This is a genomic window from Sulfurimonas sediminis, from assembly GCF_014905115.1.
GTDB classification, from domain to species: domain Bacteria; phylum Campylobacterota; class Campylobacteria; order Campylobacterales; family Sulfurimonadaceae; genus Sulfurimonas; species Sulfurimonas sediminis.
In genome coordinates this window covers 42,437-54,931 of record NZ_CP041235.1, presented here as the reverse complement: position 1 = coordinate 54,931, position 12,495 = coordinate 42,437, and the positions used below count along the sequence as shown (strand labels likewise).

The 12,495-nt window shown below is 39.0% G+C and carries 8 protein-coding genes; 3 read left to right on the top strand and 5 right to left on the bottom strand.

The features are described from left to right. The first annotated feature begins 219 nt into the window (after positions 1-219). From FJR45_RS00235 to FJR45_RS00225, 3 genes are read left to right on the top strand one after another with little or no spacing between them, the layout of a single operon-like run. The gene (locus tag FJR45_RS00235; protein ID WP_193150829.1) at positions 220-1,935 is read left to right on the top strand and encodes a nitrite/sulfite reductase; all 1,716 of its coding nucleotides are present in this window, start codon (positions 220-222) and stop codon (positions 1,933-1,935) included. A gap of 44 nt (positions 1,936-1,979) precedes the next feature. Further along, positions 1,980-5,804: an FIST N-terminal domain-containing protein gene (locus FJR45_RS00230; protein ID WP_193150828.1), complete on the top strand. Its 3,825-nt coding sequence runs from the start codon at positions 1,980-1,982 to the stop codon at positions 5,802-5,804. After that, positions 5,794-6,834 carry an HD domain-containing phosphohydrolase gene (locus FJR45_RS00225; protein ID WP_193150827.1) on the top strand — a complete coding sequence of 347 codons (1,041 nt, stop codon included), beginning with the start codon at positions 5,794-5,796 and terminating at the stop codon, positions 6,832-6,834. The genes FJR45_RS00230 and FJR45_RS00225 overlap by 11 nt, the downstream gene beginning before the upstream one ends. 8 nt (positions 6,835-6,842) lie before the next feature. Here the strand turns inward: FJR45_RS00225 and FJR45_RS00220 are convergent, their stop codons facing one another. The 5 genes from FJR45_RS00220 to purT form a co-directional block, all read right to left on the bottom strand. Next, entirely contained in the window at positions 6,843-7,961 is a 1,119-nt protein-coding gene (locus FJR45_RS00220) for a response regulator (RefSeq protein ID WP_193150826.1), read from the bottom strand. Positions 7,962-8,012: 51 nt separating this feature from the next. Next, entirely contained in the window at positions 8,013-8,702 is a 690-nt protein-coding gene (locus FJR45_RS00215; protein ID WP_193150825.1) for a succinate dehydrogenase/fumarate reductase iron-sulfur subunit, read from the bottom strand. A gap of 82 nt (positions 8,703-8,784) precedes the next feature. Beyond that, positions 8,785-10,308 carry an FAD-binding protein gene (locus FJR45_RS00210; RefSeq protein ID WP_193150824.1) on the bottom strand — a complete coding sequence of 508 codons (1,524 nt, stop codon included), beginning with the start codon at positions 10,306-10,308 and terminating at the stop codon, positions 8,785-8,787. Further along, positions 10,305-11,228 carry a D-2-hydroxyacid dehydrogenase gene (locus tag FJR45_RS00205; protein WP_193150823.1) on the bottom strand — a complete coding sequence of 308 codons (924 nt, stop codon included), beginning with the start codon at positions 11,226-11,228 and terminating at the stop codon, positions 10,305-10,307. Before FJR45_RS00205 ends, FJR45_RS00210 begins: the two co-directional genes overlap by 4 nt. Then, a complete protein-coding gene (purT, locus tag FJR45_RS00200; RefSeq protein ID WP_193150822.1) occupies positions 11,229-12,392 on the bottom strand; it encodes a formate-dependent phosphoribosylglycinamide formyltransferase in 1,164 nt (387 codons plus the stop codon). It lies immediately after the preceding gene. Between the last annotated feature and the right edge of the window lie 103 nt (positions 12,393-12,495).

Genomic DNA, 12,495 nt, shown 5'->3' with positions numbered 1-12,495 from the left:
ATCCCATTGTTGGAACCGGTATTTCAGTGCCGGCTGAGAGTGGCAAGACTATTGCAACAGTCGGCACTGAAGTACCGATTCCGAAGAAATATAAACCTCCTCTTCGGAACTCGTACTTCAGTGCGGGCTTTGCGGCTTGAAAACACAAAATTGACCTATATCATCTACATGTAAAGAAAAAATTGCTACTATCCTTTCATATTTTACATGTAGGTACTTATGCAGGAAGAAAATTTGGAAAAACAACTCAACAAACGTGAACGCTACAAAGCCAGACTCAAACCCTATGACTATTTTGTCAAAGAGTTTGATACCATTGATTTTGAGAGTCTGGGTGAAGGTGACCGGTACTATCTGCAGGATTTTGGGATTTTCAATACCGATTTTTTGGAAGATGAATTCACCATTCGTATTCGTGTAGCCGGAGGCAGAATCAGCACAAAACAGTTTAACTTTTTAGCAGATATAGTCAACAAATATGATTTGACCCTCGTCATCACGGCACGAGCAGGCTTTCAGCTCCATGATGTCGAAGCTGACGATGTCCATGAACTTTTCAGACTCTTAAATGAAAACGGACTTATTACCTGGCAGAGTTTTGGCGACAACATCAGAAATATCGTAACCGATGTCTATGACGGTGTCAACAGACACGCAAAAATAGAAGTCTATCCGCTGATAAAACAGATGCAGGATTACATCATCAAAAACCCGAAATATGTCGGTATGCTACCCCGCCGTGTGAGTATCGGTATCTCGGGTAACGAGGCAAATGTCAACTCCTTTTTTGCAAACGATCTCTACTTTGCGCTTGCCAAAAAAGAGGAGACTTACGGCTTTAATGTTTATATGGGCGGCAAGAACACCGAGATTGCCCAAGATGCAGATATATTTTTACGCTACGAAGAGGTTTTTGATTTTTTCACGGCTTTTGTAGAGACTTTTTATACACACGGCTCTCGATTTTCACGTTCTAAAACCAGACTTTTTTACATGATAGAAGAGCTTGGACTGGACAGGCTCAAAGAACTTATGGAGGATGTATATGGCAAACAGTTCGACACTGCAGGTGAAATACAACTCCTGCATAAAGAGTTTGAAGAGTTTGAAGTTTTAAATAACAACAAATACGCCTTTTGTTATCAAACAGATTTTGCACGTCTTTCACCCGAAGAGATGCGCCAAATCAGTGATTATGCCAACAAACACAATGCCCAAATCCGTTTGGGCATAGACCAAAATATCTACATCATTGGTGTGAATGAAAAAGTAGCGCCTTTTGATTCACCCGCACTCAGCTCCACGATAGTTGCTTGTGCCGGCAATCTTTGTCCCTATGCGGTCTGGAGCATTAAAGATGAAAGTGCCAAATACCTGCCGCTGGAAAAAATCTACAAACATAAAATAAAAGTCGGTTTTTCAGGTTGTGCAAAAGGCTGCGGGCGCCACCGCCACACCGACATCGGGCTTATAGGGCTAAAAACCAACAACTTCGGAGATACCGACGGAGGAGCAAGAGTTTTTATAGGTGCAGAACATGACAGCGGAAAGAGTGTGGCAAGACAGCTCTTTTCCATGGTCCCGTTTGTGCACTTAAAAGAGACGCTGACACTCATTGTAGAACTTTTTGAAAAAAGCAAATACAAAAACTTTCAGCTCTATGCCCACCATATTTTGAACAAATACTCCGAAGATTTTCTCAGTCTCTGGCATCTTTGCAACCTGAAAAACAAAACAGCACTCACTCTGCCAAAACAGGAGACTCCGCTTACATGTAAAGAAGAAGAAAAGCTGCTTTTTAAGAATTTTTCAGACCTTGCACTGGTAGAGAATGATTTCAAAAAAACAGTGAGTGCCTTGGCAAAAGAGTTATGGACGGTAGAGGGCAAAGACCCACACTACAAACCGCCTATGAAAAGGGTAAATGTCAGATAAAGTATTTGTTTGCTAAAATAAATAAAAATTTATGAAAAAACCTTATGAAACAGCTTAACTATAAATATACCTCCAAGAAAGAGTTCCTCGAGTATTTACATGTCAACGATGTGCATCTTTTCAGTGATACAATTTTAATCCAAATGTTTACCTCGATAGAAGATACAGAAGAGGTTGAAACGATTGCAAATGATGTCTGTGCAATTCTTCCAAATGCCAAACTGATAGGTGCTTCCACAGCAGGTGAAATACTTGAATGCCAGATGTTGGAAAAACATGTAATTTTGAGTATCTCTGTTTTTGAAAAAACAACACTTGATGCAGTTTATATAGACGAAAAAGATTCTTACAAACTTGGTGAAAAGGTTGCAAAAAAACTTCTCAAAGATGACACAAAGTGTGTTATTTCCTTTGTTGAGGGCTTGTCACATCTAGGAGAAGAGTACCTCTGTGGATTTAATGCACATAACAATAAAAATATTATCATTGCCGGAGGAATGGCAGGAGATCTGCTTACTTTTTCACATACCTTTGTCATTTATCAAAATAAAATTTACAATACAGGAACCGTTGCTGTTGCCCTGCATGGAGATGCCCTTGAAGTCACCAATGATTATAATTTAGGTTGGAGAGCCGTTGGTCCACCGTTTATCATTACAAAAGCAGAAGGAAACAGAGTTTATGAAATAAACAACAAGCCCATCAAGATGCTCTATGGTGAAGTTTTAGGCCAAGAAGTCATTCAAAATATGCCGGCATCAGCCTCAGAATTTCCTCTGTTAAAGCAGGAAAATGGTGTTCTTATTGCCAGATCAATGATAAATGTACTTGAAGATGGCAGTATAATCTATGCCGGAAAATTGCAAGAGGGAGATAAAGTACACTTTGGTTTAGGAAGCTCAAGAGTTGTGAATCATTACGACCCTGCAGAAAAAAGTGATTTGACAAATAAAGAATTTCAAGCGGCTTTCATCTACTCTTGTGCCGGAAGAAAACAGTTTTTATCATTTGAATTGGAAAAAACATTTATTCGCATATCACAGTTAGCTCCTACTGCCGGTTTTTTTACCTATGGGGAGTTTTATACTGATGCGCAACACCAAATGATGCTCAATATGACAAATACCCTTCTTTTTCTCAATGAAAAAGGAACAAAACATTTCAAAAAAACACCTATCATCCATAAAGAGTTTACACAGCCAAGCAGACTGACAGAGAGTGCGACCTTGCACCTTATAGACTATGTTTCCAAAAACCTGCAGCAACAGCAAAAAGAGTTTGATACAACAAAATTCAAACTCAATGAATTTCTGGAAGCCATTAACAGCGTCATTATTATTTCCAGAACTGACCTGCAAGGAAAAATCACCTATGTTAATGAAGAGTTTGAAAAGATAAGTGGCTACAAAAAGAGTGAACTTCTTGGAAAAAACCATAATATTATACGAAATCCGCTTACCGATGCACAGATTTTTAAAGAGATGTGGCAGACCATAAAAAAAGGAAATGTCTGGCATGGAAATCTTGCAAACAGAGCAAAAGACGGCTCTATTTACTATGTAAAATCACATATATTTCCAATTTTTGATCAAGAGCACAACATAACAGAGTATATGGCAATCAGGGAAGATATTACAGATCTTGTTACGAGTAAAAAGGCCTATGAAAACCAACTTAAATTCACCAATATGCTTCTGGATAACGAAGAAAACATAGTCATAGTTACAAAAAACAACAAAATTGACAAAATGAATCAGGCCTTTTATAGAACTTTTGGATATGAGGATCTGGAGAGTTTTGTAAGTTGGCATGAGTGCATTTGTGATCTTTTTATCGAAAAAGAGGGGTATCTGAAAAAAGAAAAAAGACCGAAAATGTGGTATGACCCTATACTCAAAGAGCCATACAAGCTTCATTTAGCCTTGATGTTGGACGCAAACCATCAAGAACGCATATATAATGTAAAATCCCGTGAAGTTGTCTATGACGATGAAACAACGTATGTGATTCACACATTCAATGACATCACCGAACTCGAACAGGCAAAACAAAAAGCCCAAAAAGCAGAAATAGCGCAGGCAATGTTTTTGGCAAATATGAGTCATGAAATACGAACGCCTATGAACGGTATTCTTGGATTTGCAGAACTTCTTCAAAGCACCGAGCTCTCAGATACGCAAAAAAAATATGTAGATATCATCAACAGTTCTACGCAGACACTTTTAAGTATCATTAATGATATACTTGATTCGTCCAAAATTGCAAACAATAAAATAGAACTTGAATATATTGAGATAAACCCTTATGTAGAGTTTTCTACCACCTATGAACTTCTCAAATCACTTGCGGAGCAAAAATCTCTGGTATATCAGCATCACTTTGATATAAAGATGTTTGAATGCATACTCAGTGATCCGACACGACTGAGACAAGTCATTACAAACCTTCTTTCAAATGCCATTAAATTTACCCCACAAAACGGAGAGGTACTCTTTAAAACAGAAGTAATCAAAGCAAATGAGCAGTTTCAAACCATCCGCTTCAGCATCAGCGATACCGGCATAGGCATACCAAAAGAAAAACTGCAGACAATCTTTAAGCCGTTTTCACAGGCTGATGACTCTACAACCCGTAAATTCGGTGGTACCGGACTTGGTCTGACTATCAGTGCCGATTTGGTTAAACTCTTTGGTGGCAAATTAGAAGTACGATCCCAAGAAGGCAAAGGAACAACATTTTTCTTTGATCTTGAATTTGAAAAATGCCAAAACAGCACAACACTCAGCAAACTTTTAACGGATTATGAACTCTTAATCATTGGAGATACAAATCACCTCATTATACAAAAAATAGACGAGACGCTGGCATCTTTTCATTTAAACTATAAACATATCGAAAAAGAGGAGGATTTTCTTTCCAAACTCTCGCCAAACAGCATTATCTTGACGCTTGATACAGAAAAAGGGATGCAGGCACGAAGCATTCTTCCACGGGAGCAAATTGTTTGTATAAGCGATACATGTAACAATGAGCATCTTGATTGTGTTGACTTGACATTTGATGAATCCTTCAGCTCAAACCTCTATAATTTTCTCCTCTCTAAAATGCAAAACCATACATCGCAACACCAAGAGGTAAAACGACTCTTGACACAAACGCTGAAAATTCTTGTTGCAGAAGATTATGATATCAACCGCATGCTTATTGAATCACTGCTTGAAAAACATGAAAACATTGTGTATGAGTTTGCACATGATGGAGAAGAAGCCGTACAAAAAGCCACTACTTCTCACTATGATATGATATTTATGGATGTCAATATGCCAAAAATGAATGGCTTGGATGCAACAAAAATGATACGAAAAAAACTGTCACAGCACATTCCTATTATCGCGTTGACTGCCAATGCGCTCAAAGGCGACAAGGAGAGATTTCTGGCAGTAGGCATGGATGATTATATAGCAAAACCGATTAAAGCAGTAGAACTTGACAACATCATTCTCAAGTATGCTCCATCCCAACAACAAAAAGCCTTTGATTTTGCAGAGTTACTGCAAAAAAACAAAATGCGCTTAGAACTTGATGAGGCAGTCATTATAAAACTCCTTAGAGCATTTACACAAAATGTAGAAACTTCACTCACTGAGCTCAAAGAGGCTATAAAAGAGAATGACACACAACGCATACTCGACACAGCCCATAAAATCAAGGGAAGTGCAGGAACGCTCTCTTTAGATGAAATCAGTACTTTCATGCAGGAGATAGAAAAAAATATAAAAAACAATATTGAAGTTCGTTATAATGACATCTTTCAAACCATAGATGACTATGTCACTTCACTTAAAGGTACTTTAGCAAATGCAAAATAAATTAAATATACTTATCGTTGATGATGAAATTGTCAATCTGATGCTGTTGGAAAACATTTTACAAAACGAAGGCTATAAAAATGTCTCCAGCTTCAGTAATTCTACACAAGCTTTAGAATATTTACAAAACCATCCTGTTGATGCACTTATTACTGACTTTAATATGCCTGGTATTAACGGAATCACACTTTTAGAAGAAGCAAAGAAAGAACATCCTGATTTGGTAAGCATTATGATTACCGCAAATAATGATAATGAGATGATGCATAAAGCACTGCAAATCGGTGTTACGGACTTTTTAGTCAAACCAATTTCTCCTGTAGTTTTTAAACTGCGTCTACATAATATTCTTGCTATTAAGACTTCTTTGAACCTCACCAAAGATTTTAATGAAAAACTCTCAATAAAAGTTAAAGAAGCAACCGCTGCATTGCAACAGAGTGAGTATGAAGCACTCGAAGTCCTTTCTAAAGCGGCAGAATACAAAGACCCCGAAACTGCAAGTCACATCTCTCGTGTCGCTCACTACTCAAAACTTTTGGCCGAAGCATATGGACTAAGTGAAAAAGAACAAAACATCATATACTATGCAGCACCTCTGCATGACATAGGAAAAATCGGCATTGATGATGCCATTTTGCTCAAAGCCGGAAAATTAACACCGGATGAATTTCAAAAAATGCAAGCGCACTCTCTTATCGGCGCAAACATTTTACACGGAAAGAAAAATGAATTTTTGCAAGCCGGAGAGGTCATAGCGGCAAGCCATCATGAAAAATACAATGGTAAAGGATACCCTAAAGGACTGCAAGGAGAAGAGATTCCTCTTTATGGTCGTATAGTGGCCGTCGCTGATGTTTTTGATGCACTTACATCCAAGCGTCCCTATAAAGAGGCATGGAGTTTTGAGAAGGCTTTAAGCTTATTGAAAGAGGAAAAAGAGGCACATTTTGACCCAAAAATTGTTGAGCTTTTTTTAGAAAATATTGAAAAAGTAAAAACTATTTATGAGCAGTTCCAAGAAGATTAAACTGAAGATTAAACTTTTGTAAGCTTCTCAAAAATCATTAAAAACTCATGCTGTTCTACAGGAAGCAGTTTCACAAGATATGTTTGGTTTTCCTTATCCTTAATGACAGTACTATAATTTTTACGATTTTTCATACTCATTATAATATCTTCCATCAGTCGTATATCAAATCTTTCAAAAGCCTGTGTCATATTTGATATATCTTTGCCAAATTCATTTTGGAACTTTTCATTTGTCTGTTTCAGTTTGAGATCTGCATAAAATATTGCGCTCGCATAAAACTCATTCAAAAGAGTGCTGCACACTTCACTTACCCTTAAGGTACACTGTAAATCCGTCTCAATCTGCTTTTGTCGAATCACCTGTTCCACTTTGAGTTTCAACTCTTCAGGAGAAAAAGGCTTTTTAAAATAATCAAGCACACCTGCTTTATAGGCATCACGCATTACTTCTATATCTAAAGTACTCGAAATCATAAATACAGGAAGATGGAAATTTTTTTCATCCTGCTTTATCTGCTTTAAAGCGTCCAAACCACTCATATCAGGCATTTGCATATCAAGCAGCATCAAGTCAACATTTGTTTCTTTTACTTTTTCAATAGCTTCAGCGCCGTTTTTTGCTTCAATGATAGTATATCCACACGAAGACAAAATTTTCTGCATCATTTTTCTTATTACACGGGAATCGTCTACTATCAGTAGTGTATAACCAGGATTGATTTGTATGCTTTGTATAATATTTAAAATTTCTTTTACCGTTAAATTGGCATTTTTACCTTTGAGCAAATAGTCTAAAATACCAAGCCGAAAAAGTTCATCTCTTCGTAAAAGATCATTCTCAGATGTAAAAATTACAATTTTTGTTGCTTTGTTTGCTTCTTTTATCTCTTCAATCAGATCTTCACCTTCGCCGTCAGGGAGATGCAAATCTAATATCACAAGCGTAATGTCATTGTTTTGCAAAATATCACGTGCCGTTGCAAGATCATAACTTTGCAGACAATTAAAACCCTTCTCCTGTAACCTTGAAGTCAAGGTGTTGTTAATAACCCGAGAATCTTCAACAATAAGAATCCTAAAGTTTTTATTCTCTAATCTTTGCTTCTGACTTTTACAACTAAACATATTTTTACATCCATCTGTTTTATTTTAAGCTGCACATTTTAGCATATTTTGTTAAAATGAGAGGCCTCCACCGAAGTTTTGCGCAAAATTCGGGTCACTGTATCCTGCCATACTCGAACGCATGCGGAGTTTTTCTATATCTGCTTTTGAAGAGATATTTTGCGGACAAACCAAAGTACACTCATTGCACAGAGTACAGTCCCAGACACCGTTTTTCTGAATTGTCTCGATTTTTTCTTCCGGTGCAGCTTCGCGTTTGTCACTCACATATTTCCAAACACCCGTGAGTGCAAAAGGGCCTAAAAATGCTTCGTTGACAGCGTAAACCGGACAGGCAGAATAACAGGAACCGCATAAAATACAGTCACTCTGCAAAGCATTTGTTTTTTCATCTTCATGCGTGAGTTTTGCCTCTTTGTTATATGTTTGCAGCCATGTTTTTGCACGTTTTTTCGTTGCAAGCGCTTTGTCCATATTGACAACCAGATCCCGTATGACTTCTACATTTTTGAGCGGTTCAACAACATCCCCGTCTTGCACTTTATAGGCACAGGCAAGCACCTCTTTTTCATTCACACGCATCGAACAGCTGCCGCAGACACTGCTTCTGCATCCGCTGCTGTAGGCTAAAGAGCTGTCTTGTTCGGTTTTAATGGTCTCTATTACTTCAAGGAGCGTTGCATCTTGCATATCTACATTATATTCTATAAAATCAAAATCTCTTTTTATACTTATTTTCATCAGGTTACTCCTCTTTTTCGGAACCCGTACTTTAGTGCGGGCTTTGTGTCTTTAAAGACTCAAGTCTAAGAATTTTTAATTATTATCCCTCTGCCACAAAATGAGCGCCACAGCTCTCTTTTCTCTCTAACGCAGCACTCACTACTGCTTCACAGACATCAAGCATATTTCTAAATTCTATAAACTCTACAAGATTGGTATTGTACACTTTACTGGTATCTTTTACACCCATAAGAGGCAGTTGTTCTTTTAGCAGCTGTATCTCTTTTTGCGCCTCTAAGAGTTCACTCTCTTTTCTTATAATGCCCACTTTTTTATAAAAAAGTTCTCCTACATAGGAACGTTTTTCATAAAAATCTATTTCATTGCTAAAACTTTTCAGCTTGTCAAGAAAATTTGTCTCTTTTTTACAATTCAATTCATTTTTGCTTTTATCATCACAAAAAGTATAGTGTGCTGCACTTTTACCGGCTTCACGACCAAAGACTATAATCTCAAGCAAAGAGTTTCCACCCAAACGGTTTGCACCATGGACTTTATGGTTTGCACACTCACCACAGGCAAACAAACCGCTCACACTTGTTTGTGATTTGTTATCAACTTCTATACCGCCCATGGTATAGTGTGCGACTGCTTTTATGGGAATCAAATCTTTGACAGGGTCTACCTTTTCATACAAAAGTGCCAGCTTTCTCTCCTGTGGCAGATTTTCGTCTATAAACGCTTCTCCCAAGTGCCGAATATCCAAAAAGACCTCTTCACCTGCTAAGATTTGCTCGTTGATGGCACGACTGACTTCATCTCTTGGTGCAAGCTCGTTTACAAAACGCTCTCCCTTGGAATTAAGCAGATATCCGCCTTCTCCTCTGGCACTCTCACTGATAAGGATAGAAGAGTTTTTCAATCCTGTCGGATGAAACTGCACAAACTCCATACCCAGAAGTTTTGCACCGATTCTTGCAGCTGCCGCAATACCGTCTCCTGTAGAAGCTGTTGAGTTTGTAGAGTATTTGTCATATATGCGGGAGTAGCCTCCTGATGCCAAAACAACACTTTTTGCAAAATGGTGTTCCAATTCTCCGCTTCTGATGTTTAAAATTAATGCTCCACAGATGCTGCCGTCTTCTTTTGTAAGTAAATCAAGTAAATAACGTTCATTATGTATTTCGATATCTTCTTTCAAACAGCGCTCATACAGCGTATGGAGTATTTTTAATCCTGTATAATCCTGCGCATAACAGGCTCTCGGAGCGGATGCCCCTCCAAGCTTTCTTTGTGCAATTTTTCCATCGGGTGTACGGGAAAAACAGACACCGATTTCATCAAGCCACTCTATTGCATTGGGCGCTTCGCTGCACATGTAACGCACAGCTTCTTCGTTTGCTTGTCCGTGTGCAGATTTCAGCGTGTTTTGAATATGCTCTTCTACAGAGTCCGGACTCACATTCCCCAAAGCTGCGTTCATGCCGCCCTGCGCCATACAGGTCTGGCTTCTTGTCGGGTACTCTTTTGTAAGCACACGTACACTTGCACCGGCATCCTTGGCAGCAAGAGCCGCTGTAAGTCCTGCGCCACCTGCTCCAATAATCAATACATCTGTAATCATTGTATATTCTCACATACACTCTGTATGAGCTTTTCTCTGGCTTCAACCGATGTCCAGGCAATGTGTGGTGTCATATAGAGCCTCTCTTTGTTCTTTACATGTAAAAGCGGATTTTCCTGTGACAGGGGTTCTTTTTCAAAGACATCGAGTCCGAAGAAAATGTTTTTTTCATCCACAAGTCTGGCAACTGCGGACTCGTTAATGATTCCGCCACGTCCGAGGTTCAGTACCACTGCGCCCTCTTTACATGTAAGGAGTTTTTCATAGTCTAAAAGGTTTTTTGTTTTATCATTAAGTGGTGCGTGCACAGTGATAATATCGCAGGTTTTTAAAAGCTCGTCAAGATTTGTTCTTTGAAAATCTTCACTGCGGTTTACCCCGCTTGTCGAGTAGTAACAGACATCCGCACCGAAACATTTGGCAATATCAGCAACACCTCTGCCTATTTCACCCAGACCGATGATGCCCCATTTTTTTCCTTTTATCTCAAAAAACGGATGGCTTACATCGGTAAACAGAGCACTCTTGGAGTAGGCACCGCTTTTGACAACTTCATCATAGTAGCGTGAATGGCCTATGAGATAAAAAAGCATGGAAAATGTGTGCTGGATAACAGAGTCGGTAGAGTATCCGGCCACATTTTTTACTGCAATGCCAAACTCTTTTGCAGCCTCAAGGTCAACATTGTTCATCCCTGTTGCCGCAACACAAATCAGTTTGAGGTTTTTTGCATGCTGCATATGCTCTTTTGTTATCACAACTTTGTTTGTTACTATAACTTCTGCATCCGTAATACGTTCAAGTGTCTCCTGCGGTGATGTTGTTTTGTATGCTGTTACGCTTCCCAACTTGTCAAAACAGGACAGATCTGTATCGCCAAAGGTTAATGTGTCAAGTAAAACTATTGTACGGCTTTGCATTTAGATGTCTCTTATTTTTGTAATAAGTTCACGCGCTTTTTCAAGTGCCGCGTCTACTTTGTCAAAAACAAGCGCTACAGCCAAGCGGCGCCCTTTATGGGCTTCTGGCTTTCCAAACACTCTGACATAAGAGTTGTCACTAAAAAGGCTCTCATCCACATCAACAACAGGTGCAAAGCTCTCTTTTTCACTTTTGAATGCCGCAGATGCGCCTTCACCGTAAAAAGTAAATCCGAGCGGCAGTCCCAACACAGCACGCAGATGCAGGGCAAATTCACTCTGGCTTTGTGTTATAAGTGTTACCATCCCTGTATCATGCGGACGCGGAGAAACTTCGGAGAAATAAACCTCATCGCCTTTGATGAAAAGTTCAACACCAAAAAGCCCCTGCCCGCCAAGACCATCTGTAATCTCTTTTGCCATTTTTTGCGCTTTCTCTTTGGCAGTCTCGCTCATCTGCATCGGCTGCCAGGAAAAAACATAATCTCCATCGCGCTGCTCATGCCCGATAGGCTCACAAAAAACAGTCTCTTTGCCGTTACGAGCCGTCAGCATTGTAATCTCATAATCAAAATCAACAAAAGCTTCAACGATTAATTCACTCGCGTCACCTCGCGCTTCTTTTGCTTCTTCCCATGAGGCAGGAATATCTGCTTCACTTTTTGCTATACTCTGTCCATGTCCGCTTGAGCTCATCACCGGTTTTATCACACAGGGAAATCCAAGTTCACGTGCCGCTTCAAGCATACCTTCCTGTGTAGTTACGAACTTATACGGTCCGGTTTTAAGCCCTAAAACCTCTGCCGCAAAAGTACGAATATTTTTTCTGTTCATCGTTTTACTGACGGCATTGGCATTTGGAATGACGTTATAGCCTCTGTCTTCTGCTGCAAAAAGCGCATCAATATTGATAGCTTCAATTTCCGGCAAAATATAATCGGGTTTTTCACGATAAATAATTTCCAAAAGGGCATCTTTATCAAGCATATTGACAACATGAGAACGGTGTGCCACCTGATGGGCAGGCGCATTTTCATATCTGTCAACGGCTATGGTTTCAAGTCCCAGACGCTGTGCTTCTATGATGACTTCTTTGCCAAGTTCACCGGAACCGAGTAACATGATTTTTTTTGAGTTTGATTTGAGTGGGGCTGAGAATTGCATATCTATAATTCCTTCAATTTTATTAAATGAATTATACACTATTTTTAGCCCAGGTTAAAACTTCCATTATTTTGGAACCCAGGCTCTCACTGAATTTTTAAAC

Coding starts and splice junctions, on each gene's coding strand:
- FJR45_RS00210 (WP_193150824.1), bottom strand. CDS start 10,308: ATGATTACAGATGTATTGATTATTGGAGCAGGTGGCGCAGGACTTACA.
- FJR45_RS00215 (WP_193150825.1), bottom strand. CDS start 8,702: ATGAAAATAAGTATAAAAAGAGATTTTGATTTTATAGAATATAATGTA.
- FJR45_RS00220 (WP_193150826.1), bottom strand. CDS start 7,961: ATGTTTAGTTGTAAAAGTCAGAAGCAAAGATTAGAGAATAAAAACTTT.
- FJR45_RS00205 (WP_193150823.1), bottom strand. CDS start 11,228: ATGCAAAGCCGTACAATAGTTTTACTTGACACATTAACCTTTGGCGAT.
- FJR45_RS00230 (WP_193150828.1), top strand. CDS start 1,980: ATGAAACAGCTTAACTATAAATATACCTCCAAGAAAGAGTTCCTCGAG.
- FJR45_RS00235 (WP_193150829.1), top strand. CDS start 220: ATGCAGGAAGAAAATTTGGAAAAACAACTCAACAAACGTGAACGCTAC.
- purT (WP_193150822.1), bottom strand. CDS start 12,392: ATGCAATTCTCAGCCCCACTCAAATCAAACTCAAAAAAAATCATGTTA.
- FJR45_RS00225 (WP_193150827.1), top strand. CDS start 5,794: ATGCAAAATAAATTAAATATACTTATCGTTGATGATGAAATTGTCAAT.